The sequence below is a fragment of the Glutamicibacter sp. MOO4 genome, from assembly GCF_056934395.1.
On the sequence record NZ_CM167800.1, the window covers coordinates 2,147,905 to 2,166,203 of the forward strand.

The window sequence follows — 18,299 nt, forward strand, 5'->3', positions numbered from 1 at the left end:
AAATCGGCCAGTTACAGTTTGGAGCTCAATACCAGATAGCCTAGCTACTGATGAAGACTCCTAACTCCACGCCGATCACCGCCACCGCCTTGGCCCTTCGATGGACCCTAGCCGCGGTGGCGGTGCTCGTTTTGGCTGTTGCCGGCGTGATTATTGCTAATCGCACCCTGTTCTCCCCCTCGCATGATGTCAAAGAACTTCAGCAGGACCTCGCCAATGGCGAGGGTGCTAAAGCTCTGGGCCTGATGCAGGCCACCGTGCCAAAGGGTGACGCGGTAGCTCTGAACGGTGAAGTGCTCAAGCGTACCCAAAAGGGCGTAACAGACTTCTCCACTGATAAGGCACAGCCAGTGAAGGGCAACAAAGAACTGCGCACCGTGACCGCGCACTACAAGGTTGATGGTGTTGATAAGCAGTCCACCTACACCTTGCGCCACATCGGTAAGTCATGGCTCTTCTTTGATAATTGGGCCTTTGAACCTTCAACCCTTCCTAGCGTGAAGATCAAGGCCAATACCGTCAACGAGGTCACGGTCAACGAACAGAAGATCCCATTGGACGCCGGTGTTAGCACCCTGCCGGTCTTCTACCCTTCCGTTCTTGACGCCAGCTTCAGCACCAAGAATTTTGCTGCCGACACCCGTGGTGTGGTGGTCACTGCGCCTGCTGAAGATCCAGTGGAGATCGCGCTAAAGACCGAGCCAACTGATGCTTTCATCTCGGCCATCAATTCCAAGGTCAAGAAGTACCTCGATGATTGCACCAGCCAGCAAGTGCTCATGCCTTCCGGGTGCCCCTTCTCGTACAACACTTCGGCACGAGTTGATTCCTCAACGATCAATTGGGATATCACCAAGTACCCGACCATCAAGGTCAGCTACTACAACGGTTCCTGGGTTCTTTCGCCACTGAAGACCTCCGCAGCATTAACTCTGACCGAGCAAGATCTGCGCACTGGCTCTAAGGAAAAGAAGACCGTCAACGACACGTATTCCTTTACCGCGAAGCTGACCACCAGCACCACCGAGGTCTCCGTGGTTCCAGTAGCCGGCGGTCAACAAGTCGCTCAGTAGCCCCAGGCTACCTGCCCAGCATTTCGCGGAATTGGCTACGTAGTGGCACCGCATTGGTCTTGAATTTCTGCCACGTAAACAGCGCTAGCAAGCTTGCGCCCAGTGACAGGACCGCTCCGATGGACACCGCAATCTGAGTTCCAAAAAGCTCAGCAAGCCAGCCCACCAACGGCGAACCAATCGGTGTGCCACCTTGGACCACCATCAAGTACAGAGCTAGGACGCGGGCGCGGTATTGGGATGGCACCGACATTTGCACCATCGTGTTGCAACTGTTCAGGAAGGTTAATGCTCCGAGCCCAACCGGGACCAGCATCAGGGCAAACAGAAGATAGTTTGGCATCCACGCGCTTGCTAGTGCGGCCAGTGAGAAGAATACTCCGCCGCCAATGAGGTAGCGCCAGCGAGGTGCTGAACGCCGAGCAGCTAGCAGCGCACCACCAAAGGTGCCCACCGCCATGATGCTGCCAAGGATGCCGTACTCCCCTGCGCCAACTCCGTAGACTTCGGTAGCCATCAGCGCGTTGGTCAGCTGGAAGTTCAGCCCAAAGGTTCCGATGATGAACGCGAGGAAGAAGATCAGCAGCAGATCCTTACGGCTTTTGACGTAACTGAATCCTTCTCGCACTTGCCCTTTGCCCCGTGCCACCGGAGTGGATGGGTGCAGCGCGTCTTTGCGCATAAAGACCAGTGAGGTGATCACCGCGATGAATGACGCACCGTTGAGCAGGAAGGCAGGTCCGGTGCCTACTAGCGCGATCACCGCTCCTGCAATGCCCGGACCGGCCAGGCGGGCCAGGTTGAAGTTGGCACTGTTCAGCGCGACGGCATTAGCCAGGTGGCTTCCGGGCACCACTTCAGAAACAAAGGCTTGGCGTGCCGGAGCATCAAAAGATGCGCCTATGCCCAATAAGCCTGCCAAGACGTAGACCTGCCAGAGCTGGGCGGAGTCGGTGACAACCAGTAGACCCAGGATCAGGGCACATAAACCCATAAAGCTTTGCGTCACCATGAGCACATGACGCTTATTAAAACGATCAGCAATCAAACCCGCGTAAGGGGCCAGGACAAGGACGGGAAGAAACTGCAGGCCGGTAGTGATGCCGGTAGCTACCGCATCGTGGTCGGTCAGTTCTGTCAGCACCAGCCAGTCCTGGGCCACCCGCTGCATCCACGTACCGATGTTGGAAACTAGAGCCCCAATAATCCACAATCGATAGTTGGGTATTTCTAGAGCCCTGAACATCTTCGTCGCCATAAACTTCTACCGGATCTCTCCGGCGCCTCCCGAACCTCAGTCTAATGCGACACAGCGAGGAATGCTGAGGTTTCCTCTGCATTCCTCGCTGTGAGGTTTGAAGCTATGTTTACCAACGCTGTGTCGGTGTGTGGTTAGTTCACTCCACGAAGATCCAACAGCAATTCGTCATCGCCTTCTGGATCCAAGAGAACCGGGATTCCCCAGTCCTGCTGGTAAAGGTGGCAGGCTGCGTGATCTGGGATCTCGCCACCTGGCTCACCATCACAGGCCGCAGCGCGAGCGGTAATGTGCAGAACGCCGTCAGCAACTTCTGGGTTCAGCTGCAACGTGCGGGTCAAGCCCACCGAGGTTCCGCCACCGTCCAGCAACAATTCTGCTGGGCTTGAAGAAATCTTCAACTGAGTTGGATCTCCCCAACGGTCATCCAGCTTCTGCCCCTTCGGAGCAGCAAAGCGAATAACAATATCGTGCTTGCCGGCCTGCACCTTGGTCTTCGGACGCTGGGTCTGGCTGGCGCCCTCATCAACAACCAAAGCTTCAGCAGGAATCGGCACACGCACCAGCTGGTGGGAATTGGTTTCAACAACCAGCAAAACTGGATCGCCCTCAACCGAGGAATCAACCAACACATCGGCTGGTTCCTTCAGCCCCTTGGCCAAGGTAGAAACGGTCTTGGTGGCCGGATCAAAGCGGCGCACCGCACCGTTGTATGAGTCAGCGATCGCAATGGAGCGATCAGGCAGCACGGCCACACCCAGTGGGTGCTGCAAGCGTGCCTGTTCAGCCTCGCCGTCGCGGAAACCGAAGTCGAACAACCCGGTGCCAACAGCAGTATTAACGCTCTTAACTTCCCCGTTCTCAACTTCAATCCAACGCAGGGCGCTGGTCTCCGAGTCAGCGATCCACACGTTTTCGCCCTCAAGGGCTAGGCCTGAAGACTGGGCGAACCAGGCTTCATCGGCTTTGCCATCCTTTAGGCCTTCCAGCCCGGTTCCAGCGAAGATGGACACCGCATTGGTTTCTGGGTCAAAGGCAAAAATCTGGTGCGTTCCGGCCATCGCGATGATGATCTGGCCCGATGGGTGGAAGAGCACGTCCCATGGGGAAGACAACGAAATGTTCAACGCGTCGGTGCCCAGCTGTACCGCCTGGGTTTCCTGACGTGCATTTTCCGAATCCAACAGACGCTGCACACCATTGCCAGCCAAGGTACCTACAACGCCGGTGCTCAGGTTCACCGAACGCAAACGGTGGTTCACGGTATCGGCTACAACCACGTCGTAACCGACCTTGGCAGCCAGCTCTTCTGGCAGTGCGGTCAGACCCTGCAGTTCGTTGAACTGTGCGGTGTTCGCATCGCCATCGGCGTAGCCTCGAACACCGGAGCCGATGGTGCGCACCACGGTAGACAAATCATCGGCCAGCTCAACCAAACGGTGGTGGCCCGAATCGCCGATCAGGAAGTTTCCGTTGGCCAAGGCGATGGCCTTGCCTGGGAAGCGCAGGTCGCCTTCCACAGCTTCTGGTGCCACGTAGGGGCCGTTGCCACGGTGCAAGGTGCCCTTGGCTTCGTGCTCGGTGATCAGTTCTTCAACCAGCGAACCCAGACCCTGCGCGTGACCTTCACCGGAAAGGTGCGCCACAATGTAGCCCTCTGGATCCAGTACAACCAAGGTTGGCCAAGCGCGTGCGCCGTAAGCCTGCCAGGTGGTTAGCTCCGGATCATCAAGGATCGGGTGATGGATTTCATAACGCTCTACGGCCGCAGCCAAGGCATTCGGGTCAGCCTCGTGCTCAAACTTAGGCGAGTGCACACCGACGGTCACCAGTACGTCAGAGTACTTCTCCTCCAGCGGGCGAAGCTCGTCAAGTACGTGCAGGCAGTTGATGCAGCAGAAGCTCCAGAAGTCCAAGAGCACGATCTTGCCGCGCAATGCTTCAAGGTCCAGCTGTTTACCACCGGTATTCAGCCAGTTGCGGCCTACCAGTTCACTGGCGCGCACCTTGTAATTGGCGCGGACGGATTCTGTAGCGCTCATGGTCATCCTTTCGCAAATGCCGCGGCTCGGCAGTTAGAACTTTATTATCAGCCACGGCTCGGTGCTGTACTAAACGGTGTTAAGGAACATTGAGGTGCAACCGGTGCCAGCCCGGTTCTATTCCTCTGGCTCTGCCCGACTATGGAAGTTGGGACAGGGCAGCATCCATGACGCTGGTTGCCACCTTGTTGAACTTTTCGTCGGACAACGAGTTACTGGCAACGAAGGAAACCATCGCCACATACTCTTTGCTCTTTTTTATCAGGACCAGCGAATTTTGGGCGTATTCCCCGTCGCGGCTGTAGTACAGCGCAGAATCCACCGAGTCCACCTTGGGATCGGAGAACTTAAGGGTCTCGGTGTACTCGTTGGTGTTCAGCTTGACGCTCTTGCATTCAGAAAGAATGCTCTTCACGTTTTTGGTGTGCTGGTCAACCGACGCGTTCCCGTCCTTGCCCAACTTAGCTACTTCGACCGAGCCGGTAATGGACTGGGATTCGTTGGTGAAGTCAGTGCGTGCCGCTTGGGTGCCCAACTGCACCGGCGACCAGTTCAAATCGTTGATCGGAGCCGAGCATTGAGCTGGCAAGACCACGATGCCCTTGAGCGTATCGGTCGGTGGGGTGGCCAGAGATTCAAGATCTTTGCCCTTGATTTTAGCGCTGCTTGGGAAGCCCAATTGTGAGGCGATCACCGAGCCAGCTGCTGTGGCCATCTCAGGGGTAGTCGGATCTTCCTCGGAGCTCGATGCTGAGGCGCTGGGGCTAGCACTGGGTGAGGCCGTGCTTTCAGCGGCAATCTTATGCGTCTGGTCCTGTGGCATCTGGCTCTGTTCCGAGGAACAGGCGCCCAAGGACAAAGCGGTGCACAACACCAGCGGGATGCTCAATGTCTTGATGGTCTTAGGCATTGGGATTCCTTCGATCGGCCTGATTAAATTTGGCGAACATCGCGTTGTAGGCTTCCAGCTCGGCATCGTTGTCGCGTTCTGCCTGTCGGTCATAACGTTTGGTGTCTTTTTTGTCCTGTTTGAGCCAAGACAAAACCACAAAGATGGCCAAGACCAAGGTGGGTACCTCGCCGATGGCCCACATGGCCCCGGCGCCCACCACTTGGTCTTCCAGAGCGCTGCCGCCCCAGGTGCGTCCCATATTGCCAAAGTAGTCGGGCGCCAACAGGTTTTCGGTGCTCATCAAGGCCACACCGAAGAAGGCGTGGAAGGCGACGGTAGCCAGTAAAACTACCAGGCGCATTGGGTATGGGTAACGCTTAGGCACCGGATCCGCATCCACCAGACTCAGCGCAAAGAGGTATCCGGTGAGCAGGAAGTGCAAGTTCATCAGCTCATGGCCGGCGTGGTAGCGCATGGCCGGTTCCAGGATCGGGGTGAAGTAGAAGATCACGATGGACCCGGCGAAGTTTACCGCAGCAAAAATTGGGTGGGTGATTACCTTCGAATAACGAGAGTGAACCAGGAACAGGATCCATTCGCGTGCTCCACGGGTGCCGTCAACGCGGGCAGGCAAAACCTGCAGCAGCAGGGTAATAGGCGTACCGAGTACCAAGAAGATGGGCACGATCATGGTCAGCGACATGTGATCAACCATGTGCGTGGAGAACTGGATTTTGCCGTAGACGGCCACCGCACCGCTGGTGACGTAGAACAGTGCGAACAGGCCAACAACCCAAGTGATCAGGCGCGGCACGCTGGGCTTGTCGCCACGACGAGCCAACGTGATGAAGGCATAGAGGTAGGCCGCTAGCCCAAAGAGGCATACCGCTACCCAGATCCAGTCCATGCGCCAGGTGGTGAGCCAGCTGGCGGTATCTGGGGCTGGTGGCAGATCGTAGCCGGTGAGCAGACGGGCCGGGGTGGTTTTTGCCGGGGCATCGTCGCTGGTTGGCGGTGCGGTTCGAGCCAGCACCGTGGCTACCGACATGACCGAGGCCATCAGGATGACTTCAACTAGAACTACCTGCCATGCAGCACGCAGCGCGGTGTACTTACCGGCCAAAAGCTGCGGAATGACCTTGCGGCGGTGAACCAGTCCGAGTGCGCCCAGGGCCAAGGTAATCAGAAGTTTGACGATGACTAGCGCGCCATAAGGTGTGGCCCACTGTCCCCAGTTGGTGATGCGGATGATCGCCGAGGCCAGACCCGAACCGATCATCAGGAAGACAACAATGGCTGCCAACCCGGAATAGCGTTGCAGGACAACTCCAGCCAGTACCTGGCCACGCTTGCGTCCCGGTGCTTGGCCTTCCAGCGTTGGAGCTAGTAGTGCCAAGACAATAATTCCGCCGAACCACAGCACGACGGCCAACAGGTGTAGGCCGATGGAGTTCACAGCAGCAAAGTGGTCATCGCCGCCGGCAGCGTGGCCGATAAAGGCCATCGGCAGGATGCCTGCGAAGGAGAAGAGCGCGGTGGCACCAACTCCGGTTTTGGAACGTACCGCCAAGGCGAGCGAGCTCACCACTGCGGCAATCACTACCATCCAGGCCCAGGCCCGGCCGGTGGTGATGGAAAGAATATAGTCCAGAATTGCGGCTGAATATTGCCCATCCAGGCTCATCGGAAGGCCGGCCAGATCCCAGAAGGTCAGCACCATGACGGTAGCTGCAGAAAGGGTCCACACCACTGCAGAACCGGCGGCAATATTCATAGCGCGAGTAAAGGCTGGATGATCCGCGCCTTGCTCATCGCGTGTGGTTTTGATGCTTCGAGGCACAATGGCGGCAGCAAAGACTAACGCGGCTATGGCCACTGACATGGATGAATGATGGATCGCTCGCGCGATCGGCAGGCTCCAGCGCACAAACGCTCCAGGATCGGCCAATTCGGCCGGACGGGCGATGCCGGTGAACAACACCGCAACCAGGAAAACTACCGCTGAAGCGAGCAGCCCGGGCAGGATGAAGCGGGTGACTGAAACCGTGCGCTTTGCTGTATCCATATCCTTCTAATCATCTCATTTTTGCTCGACGGTCACAGACCAGATCCGCCGGAACTACACCGCTACGGCGCATCTCACACCCACAGTGCGCGCGTGTAAATCTCGTGCGCGAGGTGCTAATCAACGGCTTCTAAACCAGAGACCGGCAGGCCAAGGTGGATCTTTGGCCTGCCGGTCTACGAGGTGTGCGCTTACTACTTGTTGTTGCGCATGAACTTGGCCAGAACGGCAATGGCGCCACCAAGGATCACAACGCCAATAACTACCCAGATGACCGGGCTGACATTGCTGCCTGCGGCCTGAAGTGGGTTGTCATTCTCCTGCTGCGCGTCGCTAGGCTGGTCAGCCTGCGCAGATTCACTTGGAGCACTGATCATCGAGGGAGTTGGCTTAGCTGATGCGTTGACGGTGAAATCCAGCTTGCTCTCTACTGGATGTCCGTCCGAAGAAACGACGCGGTATTCCAGCTCGTATTCGCCGTTTTCCAACGATTTCGCCGGGGTGACAGTTACGGTCTTGCCCTTGGTTTCAGCCTTCGCTTCGACAGCTTTGCCATCATTGCTCAGCTCAACCACGGTGGAGTTCACACCTGACATGGTCTGCAGTTCACCGGAGAATTCCAGGGTGAGCTCCTCGGGAACCTGCTTCAACGTTGCCCCAGCTTTGGGATTTGAACTCACCAGTTCGTCGTGAGCAGAGGCGGCGGTCACCGAGGTAAATACTGCAAGGATCGCCAACGCCACTACGGCTGCGAGGCGGGTCAAATTCATTGTGGGTAGGGTTTTGCTCTTCATTGTTTTCCTTCCAAGCCCCTGGTGGGGTAATTCGTTCTATGTCTTAGGCAGCAAGAACGAAGGAAGGTGGCCCGCGGCGTTCGGGCAATCGCCCCAGTTGCGCCAACTTGGGTTGAAAACGCAAAGGGAAGTATGCCGGCAGTGCGCGAGCTTCAGGAACTTGCACACGGACAAGCGAAAGGATTTTTCGGGCAGTCGACAAAGTGAGGCATGAGGCCAGAGCCCCGAGCAAACGCTCGCCGCAGTGAAGCACGATAATGCTGACTACTGCAGCCATGACGTGTGCATAAAGCATTGATTCACTATGTGCGTTGGCATAGTGGGAGCTGATGTTGTGCGCCAGTTCGATGCTGCGCCCGGTGTGCTGGATGTGTTCCATGCCAGCAACACCAGTACTGTCATGGCTCATCACCAACAGGCTCAGATGGAACAGTCCTTGACTGGCAAGCACCACTAAGCTGGTAGCCCAAACGGAGAATTTTTTGCCCACTAGCGTCATGGCGATCACCGCAGAAATGCAGCTGATCAGGCCCATGGCTACCAACGACATTTGTGTTGGAGCGCTATGCGCGTGAGCTGCAAAAGCCGTCCAAGTGCACACGCTTGCCGCCAACCAGCCGCGCATAACGCGGGTTGCGGGTTTGTGTGGCACGGTTTGCAGCCTGTTCTCCATGATCGGTGTTGAGCACGCCTGATTCTACGCGAAGTAGAAGATCCGCTCAAACGCTGTCAAAAAGAAGACCCGACCTGCCTGACGGAAAATCTCCGGCAACAAATCGGGTCTTACTCAAGCTTTAGAGAAGCTTACTTCTTGGCAACAGCTGCCTTCAGCTTCGAACCAGCGGTCAGCTTGACCGAGTGGCCTGCTGGGATCTGGATTGCTTCACCGGTCTGTGGGTTACGGCCGGTACGAGCTGCACGATCGGTGCGCTCTACAGCCAACCAACCTGGGATGGTTACCTTTTCGCCCTGGGAAATCTGGTCGACGAAAACTTCGAAGACAGCATCCAGAACACCGTTAACGGCAACCTGGGAGTTTTCGGTCTTCGCTGCAACTGCAGCAACAAGTTCGCTACGGTTCATAGCCAATGTATGGTCCTCCTGGACTAGTGATCCAAAACCCGATTTCGGACTTCGAATGCCGCGCGGTCGCACGGGCTTATCAGTGAGAACATATCAAACGTTGAGGCCCGAAATGGCCGAAAACAGCCGAAATACCGGGATTTTTTCATCTTCTTACAGAATTCTTTGGCTAACGGCACCATTTTTGGGTTCAACGCCCACTTCTGGTACGCCAGTTAAGAACACAAGGCCCATCCCCCGGCATCGGAGAGTGGGCCTTGCTTAAGCTTTAGAGAGGCTTACTTCTTGGCAACAGCTGCCTTCAGCTTCGAACCAGCGGTCAGCTTGACCGAGTGGCCAGCTGGGATCTGGATTGCTTCACCGGTCTGTGGGTTACGGCCGGTACGAGCTGCACGGTCAGTGCGCTCCACTGCCAACCAACCTGGGATGGTTACCTTTTCGCCCTTGGAAATCTGGTCGACGAAAACTTCGAAGACAGCATCCAGAACACCGTTAACGGCAACCTGGGAGTTTTCGGTCTTCGCTGCAACAGCAGCAACAAGTTCGCTACGGTTCATAGCCAATGTATTGTCCTCCTGGACTAGTGCCTCAAAACCCGGGTCCGGGTTTTGAATGCCGCACGGTCGCGCGGACTTATCAGTGTTGAACTTACCAGTTGTTGGCGACAAAATGGCATCATCACGCGGATTTTGCCGATTTCATCTAGAGAATCGAGGTGTGAAAGTTCACCTGAGCCCTATAGCGCGAAGGGATCTACTCCCTCATTCGCTTGTATCAATATCTCCCATGCCGCATCTTGAAGCACCTTGCTCCGAGTGACATTTGCCGGTCTGGCTAGCGTAATTCGGCCTTTGGAGGTCCATTGCGGGCCGAAGAAGACGCCGGGGGCACAGCGCTCCAACCCTTCGGTTAGCGCTGCCTCGACAATGGCCACCGAACCTTCATGTTTGCCCTGCGCGAAACTGCCCTGTAATCGACCCGTTAGGCGCTTTGCAAAGTCAGGTTCGTTGATTTCCTCAATCACCGGAGTGAGCCCAGAGACCGAATAACCCGGGTGCACGGCTACCGAACGAGACGGCCACTGCAGCTGACGTAATCGATGATCCAAACCAATTCCCATGCTTTGCAGTACAGCCTTGGACTGAACGTAGGCACGGTACGGGTTGTAGTCGTGCGCCAGCTTCAGATTTTTTGGATCGGTGCGCATCAGCAAAGTGGACATTGATCCAAGGGTGATCAGCCGTAGCTGTCCTTCCTTGAATTTCTCAGCCAATTCCCCGACGAGTCGGGCGTGTCCAATCACATTGGTGGTCATGGTTTGCTCATAACCCAAGGCTCCGGCTTCTCGGGTACTCGGGGTGTGGATCATTCCCGCGTTGGCCACTAGGATGTCCAGCTGACGCCCTCGAAGCTCGGCGGCCAGCGCCATCGCAGACAGGGTTGAAGCAGCGTCAAACTGCATAAATTCAACACTGGCCTCTGGCACTCGACGGCGGATGGCGGCCATGGCCTTTTCGGCACGTGACTGGTTACGACAGGCCAGAATCACATGCGCTCCCGCTGCAGCCAAACCCAAGGACGCAAAGAATCCTAAGCCTGCGTTGGCGCCGGTAACCACTGCTGTTTTACCGACGCCTAACGACTTCCAGCGCTCATAGTTGGCACGAATACTGGCCTGGGGCACGGACTGCCCCAACTGTTCTAGGGAACCCAAACGCACTGCACGATTCATGCTCCCCACGCTACTACAACCGTTAGCCTGCCAGACCTGGTGGGTTCAACCGAGAATCGGTAATTCCTTCCTCGCTCAAACCCCACTTATCCAAGATCTGTTTGTAGGCGCCAGATTTAATCAGCCCATCAATGGCCACTTCTGCAGCTTCCGCCAGTCCGCTACCCTTCTTAGTGGTCACCGCGACCTGCGCGGTATCCGGCCACCCACCGGGGAAGGAACCAATCTGCTTAACTTCTCCGGCAGTCGCCTGTTTGTAGGCACCGGATGCGTACGGTCCAAAGCTTGCATCAGCACGCCCAGAAAGTAGCGCCAAGGTTGAAGCCGAATCATCGTCGTAGTACTGGAAATCCACTGGTTTCAGACCCTTGGCCTGATTAGCTTTGTCCCACTCAACCAAGATCTTTTCCTGGTTGGTTCCCGAGCCGACGATAATCTTCAAACCAGCCACATCTTCGGCTTTTTTGATTGGCCCAATGTCCGAATCCTTATCGGCGTAGAATCCGAGCAGGTCCTCGCGGTAGGTCGCAAAATCAAACTTCTTTTTGCGCTCTTCGGTCACCGTCACGTTACTGATCGCGGCCTCGTACTTGGCGGACTCAATACCCAACGGCCAGTCCGCCCATGACACTGGAACTAGTTCTAGTTCCAAGCCGAGAGCATCGGCGAGCGCCGCTGCGAGGTCAGCATCATTGCCGATCGGTGTGGTGTTATCGGTGGCGTAAAAACTCAGTGGTGCTGAACTTGGTGCGGTCACGATAGTGAGTTTTCCGTCGGCCGAGATCTTTTCTGGAACCACCTTTTGAGCTTTTTTATTTACCGCGACGTCCGGACGCTCTTGCTGCGGGCTCGATAGCGCCGTGTCAGCAGCATTGGTCGGTGCCTGAGATTCGGTGTTCTCCTTGGCCTCGGATGGATCGGCGCACGCACTGAGGGACACCAAACCGATCAGCGCAAGGGTGGTGAAGGCGTAACGGGATTTGTGGAGCTTCATGATACTTCCTGCACTGTCTTGAGTCGCTGGATGGCCCGCTGCTCATGGGTTTCGTCGATGGTTAGTCCGAGGTTTTCTCGCAGAGTGTCCGCATAGGCCTGTGGGTAGACTCCGCGTTCCTGAAGCCGAGGGACCAGGTGGTTGACGATGTCATCAAGCCCGGTAGGAATCAGCCACGGGGTGATGTTGAAGCCATCAACCGCACCAAGTTCTGCGTACTGAGCCAAACGGTCCGCGATCTGATCATAGGAACCGGTGAAGGTGTGGTCCGCACGGTGTGAACGGGAACGGACAAACTCGATAATGTTCTGCCCCTTCTCCTTGGCTTCGGCACGCCATGCGGCAGCCAGCTCTAGAGACTTAGCACCTTGGAAGCCACTACCTCGGGTCACTGAGCTCTGCTCGACTACTGGATCAAATTCGGGCAGTGGCCCGTAAGGATCGACGTTCTCCAGTCGAGTACCCCAGAACTGTTCAAGGTAGGCCAACGCCTGGTGTGGGCCAATCTGGTGTTCGCGGACCCAGTGGTACTTTTCTTCGGCTGCTGCGGCAGTTTCTGCCACGATGAACTCAGCTCCGGGCATGATCTTCACCGAGTTCTCGGCACGTCCCACCTTGGCTGCACGAGCGTTGATGTCCTTGCGGAATTCCAGTGCGTCTTCCAGTCCAACGTGGGCGGAGAAAATGACGTCGGTCTGGCGGGCAGCAAAGTCGCGTCCCTCGGCTGAGTCGCCGGCTTGGAAGAGCACAGGCCGATGTTGTGCGCTGGCCGGAACGGTGCCGGTGTAGTCAACGTTGTAGTGATTGCCGCGGTGGTGAACTGTGGAATCGTCCCATATCTGACGTACGGTACGCACAAAGTCCTCTGCATGAGAGTAACGCTCGTGGTGCTCTAGGTAGCCGCCTCGGCGGAAGTTTGCGCCGGTCCAGGCGTTGTGGGTGGTGACAATGTTCCAGGCAGCGCGACCCTCGGAAATCAGGTCCAAGGAGGAGAGCCGACGGGCCAAATCTGCTGGGTCGTTGTAGGTGGTGTTCTGGGTGGCTACCAAACCAATGTTGCTAGTTACCGCGGCCAGGGCTGCGAGCATGGTCTGTGCATCGGGGCGACCGGCCACATCCAGTTCATGAATGCCACCTAGGTGTTCACGCAGGCGCAGTCCCTCACCGAGGAAGAAGGCACTGAATAAGCCACGCTCTGCGGTCTGTGCAATCTGACGGAAGGAAGCAAAGTCAATCTGGGATCCCGCCTTTTCGCTGCGCCATACGGTCGAAGAGTTCACGCCTTGGAAAAAGACGCCGAATCGTAGTTGGTTCTGGGTGCTCATGATGCCTCCTGGAAGCGGTTTTTGGCCACCGGCAGTGCGAAGGTTTCGCGCAGGGTGTCACCGATGGGTGCCAGCAAGTTGCTGTGCTTCAGTTTTGGTAGTACTTCGTCAAGCAGTACGCTTGCGTCGATCCTCAGATCTCCCGGATGCAGGTGGACAAGATGTCGGCGTTGATCTTCCGGGTTGGCGGTAGCTTCCGCGAACTTTTTAAGGAAGCTAATGAGCTCATCAACACTGCCGATAAATTCGGCGCGAGGGGTTCGCTGCACGGATTGTTCGGCCGCCCGGCGGGCCCCGGTATCCCCTGCGGTGTCCAGATAAACGTCTAGTTCGATGGCTACCGCGCCCTTGCTGCTGGCGGTCTGTGCTTTGGCGAGTAGCTCATCAAGGTTGGCTGCGTTCACCTTCACCACGTCGGCACCGTTCAGTCGGCAGTGTTGCAGACCGTCGGGCGTAAATAGCGGGGCCGGAGCAATAATCGGCAACTGTCCCTGAGGTGGGCGTGGGGTGATAGCCGGGCCCTTGACCGAGAAGTTTTTCCCCTCAACATCCGCGTAGTGCAACTTGGTGGCATCTAGGTAGCGTCCGGTTGCCTCATCACGAATGACCGCGTCGTCTTCCCAGCTGTCCCAGAGTCGACGGTGGGTGGTGACCACGTCGGCAGCTTCGGTACTTAGCTGGTCCTCGGGCAATATGCTGCGACCTACTGCGTCGGCCTGTACCGAATCGTTCTGCGTTTCTAAGATCCATCCGGCCCGGCCGTGGGAAATGATATCTAGGCTGGCCAGCTGGGTCGCAGTGTGAAAGGGCTCGGTAAAGAGGGCATCAATCACCGGAAGCACCGCGATGCGCTGGGTTTTCGCGGCAACAAAACTGGCGCGTTGCACCGAGTCGAGCAGGCCATCACTGGAGAAGCTCACGCCGTGGAATCCAGCAGATTCAGCGCGTAACGCTGCGAGGGCCGAATCGTTCGGATCGTTACCGGCGCCATCAAGATTGAGCGCCAGCAGCAGGGAGTACTCACTCATACTGCATACTCCTTTTCTAAGGTGTTGTTGTACTGTGGATCTGTTTCGGTCCACAAGGTGGTCTCGGTTTTCACCAGCGGAATCACTTCCTTTGCGAAGCGTTCCAACGTTTCAATTTGTGCCGCATAGGGCGCGGTGGTTGGCAGCGAAATGGACTGCAGGTCGTGACCGAAGCTCTGGTGATAATCCAAGATCTTCTCGGCGACAAATTCGGGACTACCCACCAAGAGGGGTCCTTCGGCCACCGCGTGCTCAATGCTGCGGTACGGGGTGTTGTTCCCCGGTACATCGCGCCGGTTAGTCAGTGCTTCGTACACCGGCCCAAATTCCTTGATGGCCGCCTTGGTGCTATCGGCCAGGTACACGCCTCCCGCCCCGCTGCCCGAACCTATATACCGTGCCGCCGGATCGTGGCCTGCCTGCTCATAGGCCAGCTTGTAGTGATCGATGAGCACCTTGTAATTTTCTTTGGTCTGGATCGCATTGGCCGAGAAGAGTGGGTCACCATGTTTGGCGGCCAGTTCTGCCGAACGAAGCGAGGTGGCCGAACCATGCCAGATCCGCAGTCGTGACTGGAACGGGCGTGGGCTGGTGGTGACCTGTTCTAATTCGCTGCGGAACCGTCCGGTGAAGTTCACTGGCTCATCGGCAAAGAGGGCTTTGAGCAGCTCGTAGTTCTCTTCGAGCAAGTCCCATTGATCCTCAACCTTCCTGCCAAAGAGCGGGAAGTGCGCCACTTCGTTGCCCTTACCAATTCCCAGCTCCAGGCGCCCATGACTTAACTGATCCACGGTGGCAAAATCTTCGGCTACGCGCACCGGATCAAGGATGGAAAGCACCACTACACCGGTGTGCAGCCGAATCTTCTTGGTCCGTGCGGCAATAGCCCCAAGGACAACGGCCGGTGAGGAGGAAATGAACGCCCCTGCGTGGCGCTCGCCTACCGAGAAGGAATCAAATCCAAGTTCCTCGGCCCGTACCGCGGACTGCACTACCTGTTCAAAGCGTTGCGCGGTATCAACCTGCAGGCCGGTGATCGGGTCAGACTGGTGCGGAATAATGTCTAGTACTTGAAAACGCATTATTTGCCCTTGTAGTTCGCCGCGTTGATGGTTTCTGATTCCGGCAGAGCCTCTTCACTCAACGACCAGCGATCTAGCACCTTGGCGTAGGTGCCTTCCTTGATGGTTTCGTTCAGTGCCGCGGTGATCTGTTCGGAGAGGCGATTGCCGGCCTTGGTTGTTGCGGCAACCAGCGTCTCATTAGGCCATCCGGCGTTGATCTTGCCAACCACCTTCAGATCATCACGTTGGTTTTCGCGGTACACGGTGGAAGAATAAGGCGCGATGTTCAAATCGATGCGTCCCGAGGATAGAGCCAAGATGGTGTCGGCTTCACTGGAGTAGTACTGCAGTTCTGCTGGTGCCTTGCCCTTGTCCTCTAGCTCTTTGTTCCATGCCAGCAGGATCTTTTCCTGGTTAGTCCCGGAACCCACGGCGATCTTCTTGCCCGTAATGTCGTCGGCTGATTTCACGGTGATATCGCTGTCGGCGCGAGCTTCAAAGCCCATAAACGCTGCACGGTAGGTGGAGAAGTCGAACTTCTTCACTCGATCCGCGTTCACCCCAACATTGGAGAAGACTGCTTCAAAGTCGCCCGATTCGGTTTTCAGCGGCCAGTTCTCCCAACTGGTCACCTGCAAGTCCAGTTCTAGTCCCAGCTTGTCGGCGACCAACTGGGCCAGGTCCACTTCGGTGCCGATCACGGTCTTTTCATCGGTGGCGTGGAAGGAGAGTGGTACCGAGCCGGCGGTGGTGGCCACGGTGAGCTTGCCGTCCTTTTTGATCTTTTCTGGGACCGCGTCGGCCAGCTTTTGATCTTTGGTGGAGCGGATGCGGTCTTGCTCTGGTGAGGTGTTGTAGGTTGTGCTGCTCTTGGCTTCAGCGCCCGAGGATGCTGCCGGGGCGGCGGCGCCTGGGTCAGCGCAACCGGCGAGGGTGAGCAGGCCGATCGCAGAGAGGGCAGAAACTGCTGCGTACTTTTTCATGGTGCGAGTCCTTAGTGACAAAGCTTTAGATGTTAAAAGCCGGTTCGATGACTTTGGAGAGGAAGGATTTGGTGCGCTCGTGCTGTGGGTTGGCCAGTAGTTCTCTCGGGGTCCCCTGCTCCACGATTCGTCCGCCATCCATAAACACAATTCGGTCGGCGACATCGCGGGCAAACCCGATCTCGTGGGTGACGATGATCAGCGTCGTACCTGACTTGGCTAAGTCCTTGATCACTTCGAGCACCTCGGTGACCAACTCAGGGTCCAGCGCACTGGTCGGCTCGTCAAAAAGCACCACCTTGGGATCCAGGGCCAGGGCCCTCGCGATGGCCACACGCTGCTGTTGACCGCCGGAGAGCTGGCGAGGATAGGCATCAGCCTTATCCGCCAATCCCACGCGGGCTAGTAATTCTTTGGCCCGCGCCTGGGCTTTGGCCTTGGGAACCTTGCGAGCGTGGATGGGCGCTTCAACAATGTTTTGTAGGGCGGTCAGGTGCCCGAAGAGGTTGAAATTCTGGAACACCATGCCCACCTCGGTGCGCTGCGCCAAGATTTCTGCTTCGCCTCGTTCATGGAGTTTGCCGTTGCGCACCTTATAGCCGATCAATTCGCCATCGAGGCTGATGGTGCCTCGGTCCACCTTTTCCAGGTGGTTGATGGTGCGCAGCAAGGTGGATTTTCCTGAGCCCGATGGCCCAATAATGACCAAGACTTCACCCTGGGCAACATCAAGATCGATCTCGTGCAGAACTTGGGTTGTACCGTAGCTCTTGTCTACCGAACGCACCGCTACTTCTCCGCGGGTGCTAACTTCTGTGGTTGCCAGGCTCATAGCTGTCCTTTCGAGGAATTGATCGAGGTGCCGGTGGCGGCGTGGGTTGTGAAGAAACCACGCAGTTTTTGTAACGGGGTTGGTGGCAAGGTGCGCAGTGCACCGCGGGAATAGTGACGTTCAATGTAGTACTGGGCCACGCTGAGCACCGAAGTGATCACGATGTACCAAATGGTGGCCACCAGCAGCATCGGCAACACTTGCTGCGTGCGGTTGTAAATGACCTGCACGGTGTAGAACAGTTCCGAATAAGCCAGCACGTAGACGATCGAGGTGCCCTTGACCAGGCCGATGATTTCGTTGAAGGCGGTCGGCAAGATCGCTCGCATGGCCTGCGGGAGCACGATCCGGGTGGAGCGGCGCCAGCGAGGAATACCCAATGCGGTGGCCGCTTCGATCTGGCCCTGGTCCACCGAGAGAATGCCACCGCGAATGATTTCCGCACTGTAGGCCGCCTGGTTCAGGGTCAGCCCCAGCACCGCGGCAGCAAACTGGCTGATCAGGCTCGTGGTCTGGAATTCGGCGAAGGTAATTGAGGTGAACGGGACCCCCAGCCGGATGGTTTCATACAGGTAGCCGAGGTTGTACCAAAGCAATAGCTGCACCAATAGCGGGGTGGATCGGAAGATCCAGGAGAAGGTCCACGACACCGAGCTAAATAATGGCGAGCGTGATAACCGCATCAGCGCCAGCACAAAGCCGAGCGCAAAGCCCAGGCTGCCGGAAATCAACGTGAGCTTCAGAGTCTGCCCGAGTCCGCGAAGAATGGATTCGGCGGTGAACCATTGCGCCACCACACCCCATTCCCACCGTGGGTTAGTAATCAACGAGTACAGGATCGCTGCGGCGATTCCGGCAACAACCACGGTGCCGACCCAGCGCCACGGATGGACCGCGGCAACCACCTTGTAGTCAGCAATAGCACTATCGGTAGTGTCGCTCGGCGTTACTACCGGCTGCACTGTCTCCGACTCGGTGTTCTGCACGGTGTTCTGAACTTTGTCCAGCGCAGTCTCCGGCGTTGTGTCCTGCACGGGATCTGGGTTGGTGACCCGGGTACTTGTCGGTGGCATCGTTTGCTCCTTGTATGGCTTTGTTTCTCTTGAGGAACACGCTAGAGCCGTGGGGACGACC

At 56.9% G+C, this 18,299-nt stretch carries 17 protein-coding genes; 1 reads left to right on the top strand and 16 read right to left on the bottom strand.

The window, feature by feature from the left end; genetic code table 11:
* The first annotated feature begins 50 nt into the window (after window positions 1-50).
* Window positions 51-1,073: a hypothetical protein gene (locus AC1Z3F_RS10035; protein ID WP_131088965.1), complete on the top strand. Its 1,023-nt coding sequence runs from the start codon at window positions 51-53 to the stop codon at window positions 1,071-1,073.
* Between the two features lie 7 nt (window positions 1,074-1,080).
* Here AC1Z3F_RS10035 and AC1Z3F_RS10040 read toward each other — a convergent pair whose 3' ends face one another.
* From AC1Z3F_RS10040 to AC1Z3F_RS10115, 16 genes are all read right to left on the bottom strand, one after another.
* Window positions 1,081-2,319: an MFS transporter gene (locus tag AC1Z3F_RS10040; RefSeq protein ID WP_483565634.1), complete on the bottom strand. Its 1,239-nt coding sequence runs from the start codon at window positions 2,317-2,319 to the stop codon at window positions 1,081-1,083.
* A 146-nt stretch (window positions 2,320-2,465) separates the two neighbouring features.
* Entirely contained in the window at window positions 2,466-4,373 is a 1,908-nt protein-coding gene (locus AC1Z3F_RS10045) for an NHL domain-containing thioredoxin family protein (protein ID WP_483565635.1), read from the bottom strand.
* A 139-nt stretch (window positions 4,374-4,512) separates the two neighbouring features.
* A complete protein-coding gene (locus AC1Z3F_RS10050; protein WP_444614054.1) occupies window positions 4,513-5,283 on the bottom strand; it encodes a hypothetical protein in 771 nt (256 codons plus the stop codon).
* A complete protein-coding gene (locus AC1Z3F_RS10055; protein WP_483565636.1) occupies window positions 5,276-7,330 on the bottom strand; it encodes a bifunctional copper resistance protein CopD/cytochrome c oxidase assembly protein in 2,055 nt (684 codons plus the stop codon). The genes AC1Z3F_RS10050 and AC1Z3F_RS10055 overlap by 8 nt, the downstream gene beginning before the upstream one ends.
* A gap of 194 nt (window positions 7,331-7,524) precedes the next feature.
* A complete protein-coding gene (locus tag AC1Z3F_RS10060; RefSeq protein WP_131088969.1) occupies window positions 7,525-8,124 on the bottom strand; it encodes a copper resistance CopC family protein in 600 nt (199 codons plus the stop codon).
* Between the two features lie 43 nt (window positions 8,125-8,167).
* Window positions 8,168-8,797: a hypothetical protein gene (locus AC1Z3F_RS10065; protein ID WP_483565637.1), complete on the bottom strand. Its 630-nt coding sequence runs from the start codon at window positions 8,795-8,797 to the stop codon at window positions 8,168-8,170.
* Window positions 8,798-8,928: 131 nt separating this feature from the next.
* Window positions 8,929-9,213 (bottom strand): HU family DNA-binding protein, encoded by a 285-nt coding sequence (locus tag AC1Z3F_RS10070; RefSeq protein ID WP_028268375.1) that lies wholly within the window; start codon window positions 9,211-9,213, stop codon window positions 8,929-8,931.
* Window positions 9,214-9,485: 272 nt separating this feature from the next.
* Window positions 9,486-9,770, bottom strand: coding sequence for an HU family DNA-binding protein (locus AC1Z3F_RS10075; RefSeq protein WP_061954273.1), 285 nt, complete (start codon window positions 9,768-9,770; stop codon window positions 9,486-9,488).
* A 173-nt stretch (window positions 9,771-9,943) separates the two neighbouring features.
* Window positions 9,944-10,939, bottom strand: a complete 996-nt coding sequence (locus AC1Z3F_RS10080; protein ID WP_131088971.1) for an SDR family NAD(P)-dependent oxidoreductase — start codon at window positions 10,937-10,939, stop codon at window positions 9,944-9,946.
* Window positions 10,940-10,961: 22 nt separating this feature from the next.
* Complete coding sequence (locus AC1Z3F_RS10085) at window positions 10,962-11,933, bottom strand: ABC transporter substrate-binding protein (RefSeq protein WP_483565638.1); 972 nt, start codon at window positions 11,931-11,933, stop codon at window positions 10,962-10,964.
* Window positions 11,930-13,258 carry an LLM class flavin-dependent oxidoreductase gene (locus AC1Z3F_RS10090; RefSeq protein ID WP_131088973.1) on the bottom strand — a complete coding sequence of 443 codons (1,329 nt, stop codon included), beginning with the start codon at window positions 13,256-13,258 and terminating at the stop codon, window positions 11,930-11,932. The genes AC1Z3F_RS10085 and AC1Z3F_RS10090 overlap by 4 nt, the downstream gene beginning before the upstream one ends.
* Window positions 13,255-14,286: an LLM class flavin-dependent oxidoreductase gene (locus AC1Z3F_RS10095; RefSeq protein WP_483565639.1), complete on the bottom strand. Its 1,032-nt coding sequence runs from the start codon at window positions 14,284-14,286 to the stop codon at window positions 13,255-13,257. The genes AC1Z3F_RS10090 and AC1Z3F_RS10095 overlap by 4 nt, the downstream gene beginning before the upstream one ends.
* Window positions 14,283-15,368, bottom strand: a complete 1,086-nt coding sequence (locus AC1Z3F_RS10100; RefSeq protein WP_483565640.1) for an LLM class flavin-dependent oxidoreductase — start codon at window positions 15,366-15,368, stop codon at window positions 14,283-14,285. Before AC1Z3F_RS10100 ends, AC1Z3F_RS10095 begins: the two co-directional genes overlap by 4 nt.
* Window positions 15,368-16,333 carry an ABC transporter substrate-binding protein gene (locus AC1Z3F_RS10105; protein ID WP_483565641.1) on the bottom strand — a complete coding sequence of 322 codons (966 nt, stop codon included), beginning with the start codon at window positions 16,331-16,333 and terminating at the stop codon, window positions 15,368-15,370. Before AC1Z3F_RS10105 ends, AC1Z3F_RS10100 begins: the two co-directional genes overlap by 1 nt.
* A 25-nt stretch (window positions 16,334-16,358) precedes the next feature.
* The gene (locus AC1Z3F_RS10110; protein WP_131088977.1) at window positions 16,359-17,165 is read right to left on the bottom strand and encodes an amino acid ABC transporter ATP-binding protein; all 807 of its coding nucleotides are present in this window, start codon (window positions 17,163-17,165) and stop codon (window positions 16,359-16,361) included.
* Entirely contained in the window at window positions 17,162-18,238 is a 1,077-nt protein-coding gene (locus AC1Z3F_RS10115) for an amino acid ABC transporter permease (protein ID WP_483565642.1), read from the bottom strand. The genes AC1Z3F_RS10110 and AC1Z3F_RS10115 overlap by 4 nt, the downstream gene beginning before the upstream one ends.
* Between the last annotated feature and the right edge of the window lie 61 nt (window positions 18,239-18,299).

Coding starts and splice junctions, on each gene's coding strand:
- AC1Z3F_RS10035 (WP_131088965.1), top strand. CDS start 51: ATGAAGACTCCTAACTCCACGCCGATCACCGCCACCGCCTTGGCCCTT.
- AC1Z3F_RS10040 (WP_483565634.1), bottom strand. CDS start 2,319: ATGTTCAGGGCTCTAGAAATACCCAACTATCGATTGTGGATTATTGGG.
- AC1Z3F_RS10045 (WP_483565635.1), bottom strand. CDS start 4,373: ATGAGCGCTACAGAATCCGTCCGCGCCAATTACAAGGTGCGCGCCAGT.
- AC1Z3F_RS10050 (WP_444614054.1), bottom strand. CDS start 5,283: ATGCCTAAGACCATCAAGACATTGAGCATCCCGCTGGTGTTGTGCACC.
- AC1Z3F_RS10055 (WP_483565636.1), bottom strand. CDS start 7,330: ATGGATACAGCAAAGCGCACGGTTTCAGTCACCCGCTTCATCCTGCCC.
- AC1Z3F_RS10060 (WP_131088969.1), bottom strand. CDS start 8,124: ATGAAGAGCAAAACCCTACCCACAATGAATTTGACCCGCCTCGCAGCC.
- AC1Z3F_RS10065 (WP_483565637.1), bottom strand. CDS start 8,797: ATGGAGAACAGGCTGCAAACCGTGCCACACAAACCCGCAACCCGCGTT.
- AC1Z3F_RS10080 (WP_131088971.1), bottom strand. CDS start 10,939: ATGAATCGTGCAGTGCGTTTGGGTTCCCTAGAACAGTTGGGGCAGTCC.
- AC1Z3F_RS10085 (WP_483565638.1), bottom strand. CDS start 11,933: ATGAAGCTCCACAAATCCCGTTACGCCTTCACCACCCTTGCGCTGATC.
- AC1Z3F_RS10090 (WP_131088973.1), bottom strand. CDS start 13,258: ATGAGCACCCAGAACCAACTACGATTCGGCGTCTTTTTCCAAGGCGTG.
- AC1Z3F_RS10095 (WP_483565639.1), bottom strand. CDS start 14,286: ATGAGTGAGTACTCCCTGCTGCTGGCGCTCAATCTTGATGGCGCCGGT.
- AC1Z3F_RS10100 (WP_483565640.1), bottom strand. CDS start 15,368: ATGCGTTTTCAAGTACTAGACATTATTCCGCACCAGTCTGACCCGATC.
- AC1Z3F_RS10105 (WP_483565641.1), bottom strand. CDS start 16,333: ATGAAAAAGTACGCAGCAGTTTCTGCCCTCTCTGCGATCGGCCTGCTC.
- AC1Z3F_RS10110 (WP_131088977.1), bottom strand. CDS start 17,165: ATGAGCCTGGCAACCACAGAAGTTAGCACCCGCGGAGAAGTAGCGGTG.
- AC1Z3F_RS10115 (WP_483565642.1), bottom strand. CDS start 18,238: ATGCCACCGACAAGTACCCGGGTCACCAACCCAGATCCCGTGCAGGAC.